Annotated in this window: 14 protein-coding genes; 13 read left to right on the forward strand and 1 reads right to left on the reverse strand. The window is 62.9% G+C overall.

Features of this window, described 5'->3' with window-relative positions:
• Nucleotides 1-2,154 carry an indolepyruvate ferredoxin oxidoreductase subunit alpha gene (locus tag OCK01_RS20420; protein ID WP_263825540.1) on the reverse strand — a complete coding sequence of 718 codons (2,154 nt, stop codon included), beginning with the start codon at nucleotides 2,152-2,154 and terminating at the stop codon, nucleotides 1-3.
• Between the two features lie 327 nt (nucleotides 2,155-2,481).
• Here OCK01_RS20420 and OCK01_RS20425 point away from each other — a divergent pair, with 327 nt between their 5' ends.
• The 13 genes from OCK01_RS20425 (at nucleotide 2,482) to OCK01_RS20485 (ending at nucleotide 16,504) form a co-directional block, all read left to right on the forward strand.
• The gene (locus OCK01_RS20425) at nucleotides 2,482-4,017 is read left to right on the forward strand and encodes an ABC transporter substrate-binding protein (RefSeq protein WP_263825541.1); all 1,536 of its coding nucleotides are present in this window, start codon (nucleotides 2,482-2,484) and stop codon (nucleotides 4,015-4,017) included.
• Between the two features lie 115 nt (nucleotides 4,018-4,132).
• Entirely contained in the window at nucleotides 4,133-5,140 is a 1,008-nt protein-coding gene (locus tag OCK01_RS20430) for an ABC transporter permease (RefSeq protein ID WP_412179051.1), read from the forward strand.
• Nucleotides 5,133-5,981 carry an ABC transporter permease gene (locus OCK01_RS20435; RefSeq protein ID WP_182829821.1) on the forward strand — a complete coding sequence of 283 codons (849 nt, stop codon included), beginning with the start codon at nucleotides 5,133-5,135 and terminating at the stop codon, nucleotides 5,979-5,981. The genes OCK01_RS20430 and OCK01_RS20435 overlap by 8 nt, the downstream gene beginning before the upstream one ends.
• Nucleotides 5,978-6,841, forward strand: coding sequence for an ABC transporter ATP-binding protein (locus OCK01_RS20440; RefSeq protein ID WP_263825543.1), 864 nt, complete (start codon nucleotides 5,978-5,980; stop codon nucleotides 6,839-6,841). Before OCK01_RS20435 ends, OCK01_RS20440 begins: the two co-directional genes overlap by 4 nt.
• The gene (locus OCK01_RS20445) at nucleotides 6,838-7,671 is read left to right on the forward strand and encodes an ATP-binding cassette domain-containing protein (protein ID WP_263825544.1); all 834 of its coding nucleotides are present in this window, start codon (nucleotides 6,838-6,840) and stop codon (nucleotides 7,669-7,671) included. Before OCK01_RS20440 ends, OCK01_RS20445 begins: the two co-directional genes overlap by 4 nt.
• A 114-nt stretch (nucleotides 7,672-7,785) precedes the next feature.
• Nucleotides 7,786-8,379 (forward strand): VOC family protein, encoded by a 594-nt coding sequence (locus OCK01_RS20450; RefSeq protein WP_263825545.1) that lies wholly within the window; start codon nucleotides 7,786-7,788, stop codon nucleotides 8,377-8,379.
• A 203-nt stretch (nucleotides 8,380-8,582) separates the two neighbouring features.
• On the forward strand, nucleotides 8,583-10,907 hold the full coding sequence (locus OCK01_RS20455) for a bifunctional salicylyl-CoA 5-hydroxylase/oxidoreductase (protein WP_263825546.1): 2,325 nt from the start codon (nucleotides 8,583-8,585) through the stop codon (nucleotides 10,905-10,907).
• A gap of 3 nt (nucleotides 10,908-10,910) precedes the next feature.
• The gene (locus OCK01_RS20460) at nucleotides 10,911-11,696 is read left to right on the forward strand and encodes an SDR family NAD(P)-dependent oxidoreductase (protein WP_263825547.1); all 786 of its coding nucleotides are present in this window, start codon (nucleotides 10,911-10,913) and stop codon (nucleotides 11,694-11,696) included.
• The gene (locus OCK01_RS20465) at nucleotides 11,693-12,544 is read left to right on the forward strand and encodes an enoyl-CoA hydratase family protein (protein WP_263825548.1); all 852 of its coding nucleotides are present in this window, start codon (nucleotides 11,693-11,695) and stop codon (nucleotides 12,542-12,544) included. The genes OCK01_RS20460 and OCK01_RS20465 overlap by 4 nt, the downstream gene beginning before the upstream one ends.
• The gene (locus tag OCK01_RS20470) at nucleotides 12,544-13,713 is read left to right on the forward strand and encodes an acyl-CoA dehydrogenase family protein (RefSeq protein WP_263825549.1); all 1,170 of its coding nucleotides are present in this window, start codon (nucleotides 12,544-12,546) and stop codon (nucleotides 13,711-13,713) included. Before OCK01_RS20465 ends, OCK01_RS20470 begins: the two co-directional genes overlap by 1 nt.
• Nucleotides 13,714-13,717: 4 nt before the next feature.
• Complete coding sequence (locus tag OCK01_RS20475) at nucleotides 13,718-14,146, forward strand: acyl-CoA thioesterase (protein WP_263825550.1); 429 nt, start codon at nucleotides 13,718-13,720, stop codon at nucleotides 14,144-14,146.
• Nucleotides 14,124-14,522, forward strand: a complete 399-nt coding sequence (locus OCK01_RS20480; protein ID WP_263825551.1) for a RidA family protein — start codon at nucleotides 14,124-14,126, stop codon at nucleotides 14,520-14,522. Before OCK01_RS20475 ends, OCK01_RS20480 begins: the two co-directional genes overlap by 23 nt.
• Nucleotides 14,523-14,524: 2 nt before the next feature.
• A complete protein-coding gene (locus tag OCK01_RS20485) occupies nucleotides 14,525-16,504 on the forward strand; it encodes a 3-hydroxyacyl-CoA dehydrogenase NAD-binding domain-containing protein (protein WP_263825552.1) in 1,980 nt (659 codons plus the stop codon).
• Nucleotides 16,505-16,525 lie beyond the last annotated feature (21 nt).

Consider the following 16,525-nt stretch of genomic DNA (forward strand, 5'->3'; position numbering starts at 1 on the left):
TCAATCTGCGAAGCTGACGCGGCCGGCGGCGCGGCGGGTCTGCAGCCAGCCGATCACCTTGGCGCGGAGGGATGCTGCGAACCGGTCCCAGCGGGTGGGATTGTGGATGATGTCGGCGCGGTAGAAAGACGGACAGAGAACCGCCGCCTCCGACACTTCGCCGCAATTGCCGCAGCCGACGCAATTGTTGTCGATCGCCGCGACCGGATCGTCCTTGAGCGGATCGTCGGTATGCTTGACCGAGAGAGATGGGCAACCGGAGAGACGGATGCAGGCGTGATCGCCGGTGCAGACATCCTCATCGACGCCGAACCGCTCCTTGACCATGCGCTTGCCTTCTTTCACCGCCTTGGCGAACAGAGGTTTGATGCGACGCTGTTTATTGAGCATGCATTCGGAGGAGGCGACGATGATCTTCGGCCCTTCCTCCTTGGTGGTCAGCGCCTCCTTCAGCGTGTCGCGCATCTTGGTCACGTCATAGGTGCGGTCGATCTGGCGCACCCAGGTCGCGCCGATGCCTTTGACCGCGTCGACGATGGAATTCTTGGTCTTGCGGCGCGGATTGTCGGCGCGCGACGACAGGATGTCCTGTCCGCCTGTGGCGGCGGAATAGAAATTGTCGACGACGAGAATGACGCCGTCCTGCTTGTTGAACACGGCGTTGCCGACCGAGGTGGCGAGACCATTGTGCCAGAAGCCGCCATCGCCCATCACCGAGATGACCCGTTTGTCGGCCTTGACGTTGAAGGCGGAGGCGGCGGCCGGCGACAGGCCGTAGCCCATCGTGGTCGCGCCGATATTGAAGGGCGGCAGGATCGAGAACAGGTGACAGCCGATATCGCCGGAGACGTGATGCTGGCCGAGCTCCTGCTCCACCATTTTCATCGCCGCGAAAATCGGCCGCTCGGGACAGCCGATGCAAAAACCCGGCGGCCGGGGCGGCACGACCTCGGCCAGCGCCTTGACGCGCGGATCGGCGAGCACCGGTGTCGGATCAGGAATGGGCGGCTGATTGCCGAGCAGATTGCGCTGATAGGTTTCGATGAAGGTCTTCAGCCCCTTGACCAGCACCGGCGCGGTGTATTCTCCGCCCATCGGCAGCACGTCCTTACCCGAAATACGAGTCTGGATGTCGCGGCGGCGCAGGAGCGTGTTGAGCGCTTGCTCGATATATTCCGGCGCGCCCTCCTCCACCATCAGCACGGCCTTTTTGCCGACGCAGAAATCGACGATCTCCTCATCGACCAGCGGATAGGAGACGTTCATCACGTAAAGCGGCACCGAGGATTCGCCATAGACATCTGCGAGGCCGAGTTGCTGCAGCGCCCTGAGCACGCCGTTGTAGAGACCTCCCTGAAGGATGACCCCGATCTCGCCGTCTTCAGGACCGAAATATTCGTTGAGCTTCCGTTCGCGGATAAAATTGATCGCCGCGGGCCAACGCCGCTCGAGCTTTTCCTTCTCATGCAGGAAGGAGGCCGGCGGCAGCACGATGCGGCTGACATCGCGGATCGGCTGCTCCAGCGCCCGGCGGAGCGTAAATTCCGGGCTCTTGTTGTCCTTGGCGACGAACTGGCCATGCACGTGGCAGCTGCGAATGCCGACCTGCAGCATCACAGGCGTGTTGGAGGCTTCCGACAGTTCGAAGCCTTGCTCGACCATCGCCACGATCGACGGCAGATTGGGGCGCGGCGTCAGCAGCCAGAGCTGAGACTTCATTGCAAAAGCATGGCTGCGCTCCTGCATGATCGAGGAGCCCTCGCCGTAATCCTCGCCGATGATGATCATCGCGCCGCCTGTCACGCCGCCCGACGAGAGGTTGGAGAGCGCGTCGGAGGCGACATTGGTGCCGGCGGTGGATTTCCACGTCACCGCGCCGCGCACCGGATACATCACCGAGGCCGACAGCATCGCAGCGGCGGCGGCCTCGGACGCAGAGGTTTCGAAATGAACGCCGAGTTCGTCCATCACATCCTTGGCGTCCGCCAGCACGTCCATAAGATGCGAGATCGGCGAGCCCTGATAGCCGCCGACATAGGAGACGCCGGATTGCAACAGCGCCTTGGTGATGGCCAGGATCCCCTCGCCGCGGAAGATTTCGCCTTCGCCCAGCTTGAGGTCTTCGACCTCGCTGGCAAATGATCGTTCGGCCATTGTCCGTTCCCCTAGCCTCGTTTCGAGGTCGTCAGAATAATATATGCAAAATCATGTTTCTGATTTCAGGGGTTTGTCAAGCGGGAAAAGCGGGGGCTCCTGATCCCCTTTTCCACGGCAATCGGACGGTGAATTCGGCTTGAGCTCCTCATATGCAAATGAATATAAATGACTTTTTCGCCTCCCGAACGGCGAAAGACGCGACAGCCGAAAAATCCGCTTGCCAAGCGTCCGAAATTAATTTTAAGATTAAAACATTCCGAGCAAATAATGCCTGCCGTCGGGTGGTTGGATCCGGCGGAACACTGGGGAACAACGGAGCCAATCATGACTGAACTGACACGTCGCCAGACACTGGGTCTGGGCGCAGCCGCATTCCTGTCCAGCGTTCTGGCCGGCAAAGTGCCTGTCCAGGCGGCCGAAGCCGGCACGCTGACCATCGCCTTCAACGTCAACCTGCCGTCCTTCGACCCGACGGTCGGCCCCTCCGCCGTCAATCCGACGATCCAGGCGATCTATCGCTCTGTGTTCGACCAATATGTCGGGCAGGCGCCGGACCTGAAATTCCAGCCCGGCCTGTTGACCGCCTGGGGCTGGAACGACGACAAGACCAAGCTCTGGATGGACGTCCGCGAAGGCGTCACCTGGCATGACGGCTCGCCCTTCACGCCCGAGGACATCGTCTGGTCGCTCGAACGCGCCGCCAACGAGAAGACCGGCAACCCCATCCAGTTCATCTGGTCGACCGCCGGCAATTATAAGGTCGAAGGCAACAAGATCACCGCCGACGTGCTGCGCTTCGAACCCACCTTCTTCATGTGGATGGCCTTCCTTACCGGCTATGTCCTGCCGAAGGCCTATTACGAAAAGGTGGGCGCGGAAGGCTTCGAGAAGAAGCCTGTCGGCACCGGCCCCTATATGGTCGACGCTTACGAAGGCAACGCTTTCCTGCGTCTCAAGGCCAACCCGACCTATTGGGGCGGCAAGCCGGCTTTCGAGACGGTGATCTTCAAGTTCACGCCCGACAGCACCAGCCGCGTCGCCGAAATCGAATCCGGCTCCTCCGACATCACGCTGGAAATTCCCTATGAAGATTTCGATCGTCTGAAGGACAAGGAAGGCCTCGCCGGCGTCGCGACCCCGATCTCCGACATCGGCATGATCTTCCTCAACAATATCGAGGCGATGAACGACAAGAACGTCCGTCTCGCCGCCCATCACGCCATCGACAAGGCTGCGATCGTGAAGCGCCTGCTGCGCGGCTATGGCGTGCCGATCGATACGCTCGAAGCGCCGGAATATTCGGCCTACGACGCCTCGATCAAAGTTCCCTATGATCCTGAACTCGCTAAGAAGCTGCTGGCGGATTCCGGCTATTCCACCGATAAGCCGGTCAAGTTCAAGATTCAAAGCACCCGCGGCCTGAAGCCGAAGGATTACGAGATGGTTCAGGCCATCGTCGGCATGTGGCGCAAGGTCGGCATCGAGGCCGAGATCGAAGTCTACGAAATCGCCAAGCATTACGAGCTTCGCGCCGCCGACCAACTCGCCCCCGCCGCTTTCTACAACTGGGGCAATGCGATCGGCGATCCGACCACCTCGACCGGCTTCGCCATGTTTGGCCCCTCGCCGCATTCGGTCTGGAACACCGACGATCTGGACGGCATGATCGGACCGCTCTGGGGCGAAAAGGACGAAGCCAAGCGCATCGCCGGCTGGAAGGCCGTCAGCAAATATATCGCCGAACAGGGCTATGTGATTCCGCTGCTGCAATACGCCCAGCCGGTGGTCTACAAATCCTCGCTGAAGGTCACGCCGAACGTGTCGGGCGCGCTTCAGCCGGTTCTGGTGTCCAAGGCCTGATTGAAAAGGTCCGGGCGGGTTCTCGCCCGGACCTTTTAACCGCTGTTTGGCTCTCGCGCGTCGTATGCCGGCCGCGCGTCGAGCCGTCGCGCCCGAGGCTCTATATTCCATGCCGCTGCTCGTCCTGTCGGTTTTCAACCGCGTCCTCCTTGCCGCCGTCACCTTGTTGGGCGTCGCCGTGGTGGTGTTCGTTCTTCTCCGCGTCGTTCCCGGCGATCCCATCGCCATGATGATTTCTCCCGGCGCAACGCCCGAACAGATCGCGCAACTGCGCGCCAATTACGGTCTCGACGGCTCCATCTTCAGCCAGTTCATGATCTGGTTGAAGGCGACTGTGACGGGCGATTTCGGAACGTCGATCTCGCTCCGCCGCAATGTGCTGGAATTGCTCGGCGAACGCTTGCCGGCCACGCTGGAGCTGGCCGCGGCCGCGCTCGTCTTCGCCGTCGTCCTCGGCGGCGCGGTGGCGATCACCGGCGCGCTCGTCCGCCGCACCCTTCTCGAGCCGGTTGTCGACACCGTCAACGGCACCGTGCTGGCCGTGCCGGATTTCATCTGGGCGCTGGCGCTGATCCTGATTTTCGGCGTCTTTTATCCGGTCTTCCCGCTGTCGGGCCGCATGGATCCGAGCGTCGAGACCCATTTTGTCACGCATTTCTATCTGCTCGAAAGCCTGCTGACCTTCAATTTTTCGGCGCTCATCGACATTTCCGCACATATGATCATGCCGGTTCTGGCGCTCGGCCTGCCCTTGGCGGCGATCATCGCCCGCGTGCTCAAGGAAGCGCTGCTGGAAGCCATGGTGCAGGATTACATCCTGCTCGCCCGCCTCAAGGGCAAATCCACGCTGCGGCTGATCCTGCAAGAGGCGCTGCGCAACGCCGTCGGCCCGACAATCGCGCTCACCGGCGTGCAATTCACCTTTCTCATCGGCGGCACCGTCATCGTCGAACGCATCTTCGCCTATCCCGGCATCGGCAATATGGCCATCGACGCGGTCATCAATCGCGACCTGCCGCTGATACAAGGACTTGTTTTGACTTTTGGCGCGCTGTTCATTCTCATCAATCTTGGCGTCGACCTCTTGGTGGCGGCCTTCAATCCGAGGCTCGCTCATGGCTAAGTCGCTCCGCGCCCTCTTCAAGGAGCCGAAGATCCTCTTCGGTGGCGGCTTCATCCTCCTCTTGATCGTGCTCGCGCTGTTCGCGCCCTGGATCGCGCCCAAGGACCCGTTGGAACAGGATCTAATGCTCGGAACCCTGCCGCCGGCCGGCATGGACGGCGCGGAGCCCGGCTATTGGCTCGGCACCGACGATCTCGGCCGGGATGTACTCTCCCGCGTCATCCATGGCGCCCGCATCGCTTTGCTTGTCGCCTTTGTCGCCGCCGGACTCGCCGCCCTACTCGGCTCGCTGCTCGGTCTCTTGGCCGGCTGGTATCGCGGCTGGGTGGATCTGGTCATTTCGCGGCTGGTCGATATCTGGATGGCGTTTCCGCCGGTGCTCCTGTCGATCCTGCTCGTCGCCGTGCTTGGCTCCGGCGTTCATTCTGTCATCGCCGCCATCGTCATCATCGACTGGACGCGCTTCTGTCGCGTCGTCCGCGCCGAAACGCTGGCGCAGGCGCAACTCGACTATGTCACGGCGGCGCGCACGATCGGCTTCTCCAAGCTGCATATCCTGCTCAAGGAGATCCTGCCCAATGTCGCGCCTGTGATCGTCGCATTGATCAGCCTGGAAATGGGCATCGCGGTGATCGTCGAGGCGATCCTGTCCTTCGTCGGCCTGTCGGTGTCTTCAGATACGCCGACCTGGGGGGCGATGATCGCGCAGGGACGCACCATCATCTATCAGGGCTGGTGGGTGCTGCTTGCGCCGCTTGTGATGCTGTTTCTCACCGTGCTCGCTTTCAATCAACTCGGCGACGGCCTGCGCCGCGCCCTCGATCCGATGATGCGCCGATGACCGATCCGCTTCTCTCCATTGCCGGTCTATCGGCCGTCTCAGAACGTGAAAACGGCGCACTCATTCTCCGCGACGTCTCGCTCACCCTCGCGCGTGGCGAAGTGCGCGGCCTCGTGGGCGAAAGCGGCGCGGGCAAATCCACCATCGCCAAGGCGTTGCTGGGCATTCTGCCGCGCACCGTCAGGATCACCGGCGGCGCCATCCGCTTCGAAGGCCGCGATCTCCTGACGCTGCCGGCTCAGGAACTCCGCAAGATCATGGGCAGCGAAATCTCGCTGATCCCGCAGGATCCGCAGACTGCGCTCAATCCGGGCCGGCGCATCGAGGCGCAACTGACCGATGGGCTCCGGATGCGGCGCGGTCTTTCGAGCCGCGAGGCGCATGACCGCGCGGCGAAGCTTCTGGAGGAAGTGCATATCCGCGACCCGGAGCGCGTGCTGCGCAGCTATCCGCATGAACTCTCCGGCGGCATGCGCCAGCGCGTACTCATCGCCGACGCCTTTGCGCTGGAACCCAAGCTGGTGATCGCCGACGAGCCGACCACGGCGCTCGATGTGACGGTGCAGAAGCAGATCCTGCGCCTGATCCGATCGATGCAGCAGGCCCATGGCACCGGCGTGATCTTCGTGACCCACGATCTCGGCGTGGTCGCCCAGATCTGCGACAGCGTCACGCTGCTCTATGCCGGCAAGGTGATCGAACAGGGATCGACAAGAGAGGTGCTGACGGCGCCGCGGCATATCTACACTCAGGCGCTGATTGCCGCAGGTCCCCGCTACGACCGGCCCGACGCCGGGCTGGAACCGGTGCCGCAAAGCGTGTTCGAACAACTCCGCGCCGAGATCGGAATCAGCCGATGACCGAAAACCTTCTTGTCGCCCGCGGAATCGAAGTCACCTATGGAGCAGGTCGCGGCTTGTTGCGTAACCCGGGCCATAGGGTGCTGCACGGCGTCGACGTCACCGTGGGACGCGGCGAGACCGTCGGCATCGTCGGCGAATCCGGCTCCGGCAAAACCACATTGGGACGCGCCCTCCTTCGGCTCGTGGATGTCTCCGCTGGCGAGATCCGCTTCGACGGCGCCGACATCACCCATCTGCCGGACCAGCAGATGCGGCCGCTCCGCCGGCGCATGCAGATGATCTTCCAGGACCCGATGGCCTCCCTCAATCCGCGCCATTCGATCCGTCGCATTCTCGTCGAACCGTTGCTGCTGCATGGACTGGCGCGAGACGGCAGACAGGCGGAGAGCCTGGTCCTCGATATCCTCGACCGCGTCACGCTGCCCAAGATCGTGCTGGAGCGCAGCCCGCATGAACTGTCCGGCGGCCAGCGCCAGCGCATCGGCATCGCCCGGGCCGCGCTTCTGCGCCCGGATTTCGTGCTGGCCGATGAGATCGTCTCCGGCCTCGACGTCTCCACCCAGGCGCAGGTCCTCAATCTGCTGAAAGACCTGTCGCGCGATCTCGGGCTGGCCATGGCTTTCATCAGCCATGACCTCTCGGTGATCCGCGCGGTCTGCGACCGGGTCTACGTGATGCGCTTCGGCAAGGTGGTCGAAGAAGGTCCTTGCGAGCAGGTCTTCTCCGCCCCGCGCACCAACTACACCCGCGCCCTTCTCGACGCCATTCCGCTGCCGGAAATCGATCCCGACTGGCTCCTGCGCGAGAGCCTGGTCGAAGACGCCTGACCAACCGGCCGCGTCTCGCGGCCGCCGCATGCACGCATTCCGAAGATACGTCACGCCGGAGACGCGGGCTCCGGCGAAGGGCGGAGCTTTGCCCGCGATCACAGGGGAATGAACATGAAGATCAGCATTTTCAGCGCAGCAATACTAACCTTGCTCGGGGCGACGGCGGCGCAGGCCGATATGATCCCCGGCATGCGCGGCCATGACCATACCGGCGTGACCGTGCCCAATCTCGAACAGGCCGTGGGCTTCTTCTCTGATGTCATCGGCTGCAAGAAGGCCATGTCGTTCGGCCCGATCGGCGACGACAAGGGCAAGTTCATGGAGGACGCGCTCGGCGTCGATCCGAAGGCGGTGATCAAGCAGATCACCCTGATGCGTTGCGGCTTCGGCTCGAATATCGAACTGTTCGAATACGCCGCGCCGGACCAGAAGGAAATCAAGCAGAAGAACAGCGACATCGGCGCCTTCCACATCGCCTTCTATGTCGATGACGTCGCCGCTGTGAAAACCTATCTCGACTCCAAAGGTGTAGCGACACGCCTCGGCCCGATCCCGATCTCGGAAGGACCCGCGGCCGGCCAGACTATCCTCTATTTCCAGGCGCCTTGGGGCCTGCAGTTCGAGGCGATCAGCTATCCCAACGGCATGGCTTATGAAAAGACCACGGAAACCAAGCTCTGGGACCCCAAGAAACCGGCCGAATAATCTTGGCGCGCTGTCTTTTCGCGCCCATACGCTTTCCGCTCGCGGATGATCGCGAGCGGCTTTTCAGTTCGAACCGCCTAGATAGTTTAATGTTAAAATATCTGGATAGGACGCTGCGGCCGCATTGACAGGAGCATCCGACCAACTTATTTTAATCTTAAAATATCAGTGCGATCGATCTCGATCGAGAAGAGGGAACCGATATGCGGATCGTATGTATTGGCGGCGGCCCCGCCGGGCTCTATTTCAGCCTACTGATGAAGAAGTTCGACCCGACGCATTCCATCACCGTCGTCGAACGCAATCGCCCTTACGACACTTTCGGCTGGGGCGTTGTTTTCTCCGACGCCACCATGCAGGCGATGAAGGTCTGGGATCCGGAGAGCGCCGCCGAAATCCAGGACGCCTTCAATCACTGGGATGACATCGAAGTCCTGTTCAAGGGCACGCGCCAGCGCACCACCGGCCACGGCTTCGTCGGCATCGGCCGCAAGAAGCTCCTCAACATCCTGCAACGCCGCTGCGAAGCGCTCGGCGTCGAGTTGAAGTTCGAGACCGAAGTCGACAGCGATCTCGATTTTCCGGACGCCGATCTGATCATCGCCTCCGACGGCTTCAATTCCAAGGTCCGCAATCACTATCCCGAGGTTTTCCAGCCGGATCTCGTCACGCGGCCGAACCGCTATATCTGGCTCGGCACCAACAAGCTCTACGACGCCTTCACCTTCGACTTCCGCAAAACGGATCATGGCTGGTTCCAGGCGCATATCTACAAGTTCGACGACCAGACCTCGACCTTTATCGTCGAGACGACCGAGGAAGCCTATGAGAAGCATGGGCTCGGCGCCCTCGACCAGCAGGGCTCGATCGATTTCTGCGAAAACCTGTTCTCCGAGGTGCTCGAAGGCGCCAAGCTGATGACCAATGCCCGCCATATGCGCGGCTCGGCCTGGCTGAACTTCAATCGCCTGATCTGCGGCAAGTGGAGCCATTTCAACGGCAATTCGCATGTCGTGCTGATGGGCGACGCCGCCCACACCGCCCATTTCGCCATCGGTTCGGGCACCAAGCTCGCCATCGACGACGCAATCGAACTCACCAACCAGTTCAACAAGGCCGGTCACGACAAGGCGAAGATCCCCGCCGTTTTGGCGAGCTATGAAGAGATCCGCCGCGTCGATGTCGCCCGCATCCAGAATGCAGCGCGCAACGCCATGGAATGGTTCGAAGTTGTCGGCCGCCGCTACGCCGACACGCTGGAGCCGGAACAGTTCATGTATTCGATGCTGACCCGCTCGCAGCGTATCAGCCACGAGAACCTGCGTCTCCGCGACAAGAATTGGCTCGAAGGCTATGAACGCTGGTTCGCGCGCAAGGCGGGCCTTCCGGCCGCGGCCAACGACCGTTGCCTGCCGCCGATGTTCACACCCTTCACGATGCGGAACGTGACGCTGCCCAACCGCGTGGTGATGTCGCCGATGGCGATGTATTCGGCCAAGGATGGTCTGATCAACGATTTCCACCTCGTTCATCTCGGCTCGCGCGCCATGGGCGGCGCCGGCCTCGTCTTCGGCGAAATGACCTGCGTGTCGCCGGATGGCCGCATCACCCCCGGCTGCCTCGGCCTCTGGAACGAGGAGCAGGCGGAAGGCTGGAAACGGCTGGTGGAGTTCGTGCATTTCAATACACCCGCCAAGGTCGGCATCCAGCTCGGCCATGCCGGCCGCAAGGGCGCGACGAAACTCGCCTGGGACGGCATCGACCAGCCGCTCGAAGACGGCGCCTGGCCGCTTCTGTCGGCCTCGGCCATTCCCTATCTCAAGCATAGCCAGACGCCGAAAGCGATGGATCGCGCCGATCTCGACCGGGTGCTGCAGGACCATGTCCGCGCGGCGCAACTGGCCGTGACCACCGGCGCCGATTGGCTCGAACTTCACTGCGCGCATGGCTATCTCCTGTCGAGCTTCCTCTCGCCGCTCACCAATCGCCGCGAGGACGAGTATGGCGGCGATCACGCCGCCCGCGCCCGCTATCCGCTGGAAGTCTTCAAGGCGATCCGCGAAGTCTGGCCGGAGGACAAGCCGATCTCCGTGCGTCTCTCCTGCCATGACTGGTTCGACGGCGGCAACACGCCCGAGGACGCCGCGATTTTCGCCGCGATGTTCAAGGAGGCCGGCGCCGATATGATCGACTGCTCGTCGGGTCAGGTGTGGAAGGAAGAAAAGCCCGTTTACGGCCGCCTGTTCCAGACGCCCTTCTCCGACAAGATCCGCAACGAAGTCGGCATCCCCACCATCGCCGTGGGCGCGATTTCGGAAGCCGACCACGCCAATTCGATCATCGCCGCCGGTCGCGCCGATCTCTGCGCGGTCGCTCGCCCGCATCTCGCCGATCCCGCCTGGGCGCTGCATGAAGCCGCCAAGATCGGGCTGCAGTCGGTGCCCTGGCCCAAGCAGTATTACTCCGGCAAGGCGCAATACGAGACCAATCTCGTCCGCGCCCAGCAAACCGCCGGCGGAGCGAGGTAAGCGATGTCTTTTCCGCTTGAAGGACGTCACGCTCTCGTCACCGGCGCCGGCAGCGGCATCGGCGCGGCCATCGCGCGCAGTTTGGCGCAAGCCGGCGCGAAGGTAACGCTGGCGGGCCGTCGAAGGGAGCCGTTGGAAGCGTTGGCGCGGGATTTGCCCGAAAGCTTTACGCTCGTCCTGCCCGGGTTCGACGTGACCGATAACACGGCGATCGCTGCTGGACTCGGGACCGCACGCGAAGCCTTCGGCCCGGTGAGCATCCTCATCAACAATGCCGGCGAGGCGCCGAGCGCGCCGTTCGAGAAGACGTCGCTCGATATGTGGACGCATGTGATGTCGGTGGATCTCACTGGCGTGTTCAACGTCACGCAGGCGACGCTTGCCGATCTCAAGGCATTCGGCAAAGGCGCCCGCATCGTGAATGTCGCCTCGACGGCGGGGCTCACCGGTTACGCCTATGTCTCGGCCTATTGCGCGGCGAAACATGGCGTGGTCGGGCTGACGCGGTCGCTCGCGCTGGAACTCGCCAAGAAGGGCGTGACTGTCAACGCCGTCTGCCCAGGCTTCACCGATACGCCGATCATCGCGCGTTCGATCGCCGAGATCGTCGCCAAGACCGGACGCACGGAAGAACAGGCGCTAGCCGAATTCACCAAATCCAATCCGCAGGGACGGCTGGTCAAGCCGGAGGAAGTGGCGGACGCGGTTCTATGGCTCGCGTCGCCGGGCGCGGATGCAATCACAGGCCAGGCGATCGCTATCGCCGGCGGGGAGGTCATGACAGGATGAGCGACGATATTGCGAGCATGAGCGGCCATCTCCGCCCCTTCCGTGACTATAAACCCAAACATTTCCTGTGGTCCGTCGAAGGCGACGGGCGGGTGGCGACGCTGACGCTGAACCGGCCGGACAAGAAGAACCCTCTGACCTTCGAAAGCTATGCGGAGTTGCGTGATCTCTTCCGCGATCTCGCCTACGCCTCCGATGTCCGGACGATCGTTCTCAAGGGCGCAGGTGGCAATTTCTCCTCCGGCGGCGACGTGTTCGAAATCATCGAGCCGCTGACCCGAATGAAGATGCCGGACCTTCTGGCCTTCACCCGCATGACCGGCGATCTCGTCAAGGCGATGAAGAAGTGCCCGCAGCAGATCGTCGCCGCCATCGACGGCATCTGCGCCGGCGCGGGCGCCATCCTCGCCATGGCGTCGGACCTCCGGATCGCGACGCCGGAAGCCAAGACCGCATTTCTGTTCAGCCGCGTCGGTCTCGCTGGGGCCGATATGGGCGCCTGTGGCATTCTTCCGCGCATCATCGGACAGGGACGCGCCGCCGAACTGCTCTACACCGGCCGCTTCATGAGCGCCGAGGAAGGCGAACGCTGGGGCTTCTTCAACCGCCTGCACGCCGCCGACGAGCTGGACAAGGCAGCGCAGGATCTCGCTCGCTCGATCGCCGACGGCCCCTGGTTCGCCCATGGCGTGACCAAGACCATGCTGAACCAGGAATGGGCGATGGGCATCGACGAAATGATCGAATCCGAGGCGCAGGCGCAGGCGATCTGCATGGCCACAGGCGATTTCCGCCGCGCTTTCGAAGCCTTCGCCGCCAAGCGCAAGCCTGTCTTCGAGGGCAACTGATGTCGACGCTCAAAGGCCCTACCCGCGACCATCTCGACTGGCCGTTTTTCGGCGCTGAACACCGCGCCGTCGCTGAACGGCTGGATGCATTCGCCGCAAGCGGCGCGCTCGCTTCCGTCGATCACCACGACACCGATAACGCCTGCCGTAATCTCGTCAAACGCTTGGGGGAAGCGAGACTGCTCGGCCTCGCCACCGGCGACGCCGGCAAGACCGCAATCGATTCCCGTGCCGTCTGCCTCGCGCGCGAGACGCTGGCTTGGCATGACGGGCTCGCCGATTTCGCCTTCGCCATGCAAGGCCTCGGCACCGGCGCGATCGGTCTCTCGGGATCGGACGACCTGAAGAGCGCCGTTCTTCCCAAGGTGACCTCCGGCGCATGGATCTCCGCTTTCGCGCTGTCGGAAAAGGAAGCCGGCTCCGATGTCGCCGCCATGGCATGCGCCGCGCGCGAGGATGGCGACAGCTATGTGCTCGACGGCGAAAAGACATGGATTTCCAATGGCGGAATCGCCGATGTCTACACCGTCTTCGCCCGCACCGGCGAAGCGCCGGGCACGCGCGGCATCTCGGCTTTCGTGGTCTTCGCCGACGATCCCGGCTTTTCGATCGCCGAACGCATCGACGTGATCGCGCCGCATCCGCTCGCCACCATCCGTTTCGAAGGTTGCCGCATTCCGGTCTCGCGGAGGCTCGGCGCTGCGGGCGAAGGCTTCAAGATCGCCATGCGCACGCTCGACATCTTCCGCGCCTCCGTCGCCGCCGCCGCACTCGGCTTTGCCCGGCGGGCGCTGGACGAGGGGCTGGCGCATGCCAAGAGCCGCAAGATGTTCGGCGCGACACTCAGTGATCTGCAACTGACCCAGGCTGCGCTTGGCGACATGGCGACCGGCATCGACGCCGCCGCGCTGCTGACCTATCGCGCCGCCTGGCGCCGTGATGTCCAGACGCTGCCGACCACCAAGGAGGCGGCCATGGCCAAGATGACCGCAACCGAGACGGCGCAAAGCGTGATCGACCGCGCCGTGCAGCTGTTCGGGGGTCGCGGCGTCCGCACAGGCGAGATCGTCGAAAGCCTCTACCGTGAAATCCGCGCGCTCAGGATCTACGAAGGCGCGACCGAAGTGCAGAAGCTGATCGTGGCGCGCGAATTAATGAAGGCGGGCTGAAGCGATGTTTCATTGCACAACGCCGCTGCGTTTTGGCGACTGCGACCCCAGCGGCATCGCCTATTACCCGTCTTATCTGCGTCTGCTGGACGGCGCCATCGAAGAGTTCTTCGCCTCGCTCGGCTCCCCGCGCCGCCCGATGATCGAAGATCTCCGCATGGGGACGCCGACGGTGAGCCTCAACCTGACCTTCAAGCGACCGGGCTTTCACGGCGATCTGCTGGACTTCGCCATCAAAGTCGTCGCCATCGGCCGCACCTCGCTCGATCTCGACCATGCGGTCTCGACGCGCGGCGACGTCCTGTTCACCGCCAGCCATCGTCTGGTCGCGACGTCCCTCGACACCCATTCTTCCTGCCCGTGGCCGGACAACCTCCGCGCCGCGCTGACCCATCATCTGGAGACCGACCATGCACACGATCCTGCAACCTGAAGGCTGGGCCAAGCCCATCGGCTACGCCAACGGCGTCGAGGCGCGCGGACGCATGATCTTCATTGGCGGACAGATCGGCTGGAACGGACAGAACCAGTTCGAAACCGACGACTTCGTCGGTCAGGTGCGCCAGACGCTGGAAAATGTCGTGGCCGTGCTGGCCGAAGCCGGCGCCGAACCCAAGCATATCACCTCGATGACCTGGTACTTCACCGACAAGCAGGAATATCTCAGCAATCTCAAGGGCATCGGCCAGGCCTATCGCGACACGATCGGCCGGCATTACCCGGCCATGGCCGCCATGCAGGTCGTGGCATTGGTCGAAGATCGCGCCAAGATCGAGATCCAGACGATAGCCGTTATTCCGGACGCCTGATCATGACGAGCGCGGCGGCAAACCCGATGAGGGTCTATTCGAACTGCGTCAGCGGCGCGGCGCAGGACGGCGTGTTGGTGATCACCATCGACAATCCTCCCGTAAACGCCGCCTCGCAGGCGATGCGTGAGGGACTCGCCGCGGCCATTGCCGACGCTCAAAATGACCCTGCAATCAAGGCTGTCGTTTTGACAGGCGCCGGACGCATCTTCGTGGGCGGCGCCGACATCACCGAATTCGACAAGCCGCCGATAGCGCCCATTCTGCCCGACATCTGCCGGTTGCTCGAAAATTCATCGAAGCCGGTCATCGCCGCATTGAGCGGCGCGGCGCTCGGCGGCGGGCTGGAGATTGCACTCGCCTGCCACTATCGCATCGCCGCGCCCACCGCCTCTGTCGCATTCCCCGAAGTCAAGCTCGGACTTATCCCCGGCGCGGGCGGCACCCAGCGCCTGCCGCGATTGACGGGAACAGCGGTCGCCATCGACCTGATCGGCTCCGGCCGCAGCATCAAGGCGGAAGAGGCGCTGTCGCTCGGCGTCATCGACGAGATCGCCGCCGATCCCGTCGCCCGCGCGATTGAACTGGCGTCGGAGGCAGCTGGAGATCGTTTCCGCAAGACCGGGGAGATGACGACTCCCCCCGCTTCCGACGAAGACATCGCAGTTGCAAAGCGCAAAGTCCTGTCGAAGGCAAAAGGCCAGATTGCCCCGGGAGAAGCGGTGACGCTGATCGAAACCACGGGCCGGACGCCGCTGGCAGATGGTCTTGCCCACGAACGCGCCGCCTTCCTGGAACTGAAGCAATCGCCGCAATCCGCTGCCCTCCGGCATGTGTTCTTCGCCGAACGGGAAGCCGGCAAGATTCCCGGACTCGAAGGCGTGGTTCCGCGCAAAATCGAGATATTGGGCGTGGTCGGCGCTGGGCTGATGGGATCAGGCATTGCCGTTGCCGCGCTTGATGCAGGCTTTCGCGTTACCGTGGTCGAACAGACCGACGCCGCCGCCGACAAGGGCCGGCTTCGGATCACCGGCCTTCTCGATAAGGCGTTGGCAAGCGGCCGCACCGATGCGGCGACGCATGCGGAGCGGGTTTCCCGCCTCACCGTCGCCAGCGAGCTTGCCGCCCTCGCCGACGCCGATCTGGTGATCGAGGCTGTCTTCGACGATCTCGACGTCAAAATCGATCTCTTCCGGCGGCTCGATGAAGTGGTGCGCGACGACGCTATTCTCGCCACCAACACCTCTTATCTCGATCCCGATGTGATCGCCGCTGCGACCGCCCATCCGGAGCGCGTGCTCGGCCTGCACTTCTTTTCTCCCGCGCATATCATGCGGCTGGTGGAAGTGGTGCGCGGCGCGAAATCCGCCCCCGATGTGGTCGCCACCGGCTTCGCCGTCGCCAAGGCGATGCGGAAACTGCCGATCTATTCCGGCGTGACCGAAGGCTTCATCGGCAACCGGATCTTCTCGGCCTATCGCCGTGAAGCCGAATATCTGGTGGAAGACGGCGCAGAGCCGCAGGACGTCGACAGCGCCATCGAAGCTTTCGGAATGGCGATGGGACCTTTCGCCATATCCGATCTCGCCGGCCTTGAAATCGCCTGGGCGCGGCGCAAGCGGCAGGCGGCGACGCGTGATCCCAACGAGCGCTATGTCGAAATCGCCGACAGGCTCTGCGAAGCCGGACGCTTTGGCCAGAAGAACGGGTTGGGCTGGTACAAATATGTCAACGGCAAACGCGTGGTGGATGCCGATGTAACGGCGCTCATCTCCGAACTTCGCGCCTCGAAGAACATCGTTCCACAGGTCTTTTCACAAGACGAGATCCTCGATCGGCTGTTGAAAGCCATGGCGGACGAAGGCCAGCGGCTGCTGGACGCCGGGGTGGCGCTCCGGGCAAGCGACATCGATCTGGTGCTCATCAACGGCTATGGATTTCCTCCCCATAAAGGCGGCCCGATGTTTCTCGCGCGCAGCTGATGCAGCTGTGCCGAAAGCGAT

This window comes from Rhizobium sp. TRM95796 (assembly GCF_025779995.1).
Classification (GTDB): domain Bacteria; phylum Pseudomonadota; class Alphaproteobacteria; order Rhizobiales; family Rhizobiaceae; genus Rhizobium_E.

What these genes read in the sequence shown, in the direction of transcription:
- OCK01_RS20435 (WP_182829821.1), top strand. Translation starts at nt 5,133, where the DNA reads ATGGCTAAGTCGCTCCGCGCCCTCTTCAAGGAGCCGAAGATCCTCTTC.
- OCK01_RS20420 (WP_263825540.1), bottom strand. Translation starts at nt 2,154, where the DNA reads ATGGCCGAACGATCATTTGCCAGCGAGGTCGAAGACCTCAAGCTGGGC.
- OCK01_RS20440 (WP_263825543.1), top strand. Translation starts at nt 5,978, where the DNA reads ATGACCGATCCGCTTCTCTCCATTGCCGGTCTATCGGCCGTCTCAGAA.
- OCK01_RS20425 (WP_263825541.1), top strand. Translation starts at nt 2,482, where the DNA reads ATGACTGAACTGACACGTCGCCAGACACTGGGTCTGGGCGCAGCCGCA.
- OCK01_RS20485 (WP_263825552.1), top strand. Translation starts at nt 14,525, where the DNA reads ATGACGAGCGCGGCGGCAAACCCGATGAGGGTCTATTCGAACTGCGTC.
- OCK01_RS20450 (WP_263825545.1), top strand. Translation starts at nt 7,786, where the DNA reads ATGAAGATCAGCATTTTCAGCGCAGCAATACTAACCTTGCTCGGGGCG.
- OCK01_RS20445 (WP_263825544.1), top strand. Translation starts at nt 6,838, where the DNA reads ATGACCGAAAACCTTCTTGTCGCCCGCGGAATCGAAGTCACCTATGGA.
- OCK01_RS20480 (WP_263825551.1), top strand. Translation starts at nt 14,124, where the DNA reads ATGCACACGATCCTGCAACCTGAAGGCTGGGCCAAGCCCATCGGCTAC.
- OCK01_RS20455 (WP_263825546.1), top strand. Translation starts at nt 8,583, where the DNA reads ATGCGGATCGTATGTATTGGCGGCGGCCCCGCCGGGCTCTATTTCAGC.
- OCK01_RS20465 (WP_263825548.1), top strand. Translation starts at nt 11,693, where the DNA reads ATGAGCGACGATATTGCGAGCATGAGCGGCCATCTCCGCCCCTTCCGT.
- OCK01_RS20475 (WP_263825550.1), top strand. Translation starts at nt 13,718, where the DNA reads ATGTTTCATTGCACAACGCCGCTGCGTTTTGGCGACTGCGACCCCAGC.
- OCK01_RS20460 (WP_263825547.1), top strand. Translation starts at nt 10,911, where the DNA reads ATGTCTTTTCCGCTTGAAGGACGTCACGCTCTCGTCACCGGCGCCGGC.
- OCK01_RS20470 (WP_263825549.1), top strand. Translation starts at nt 12,544, where the DNA reads ATGTCGACGCTCAAAGGCCCTACCCGCGACCATCTCGACTGGCCGTTT.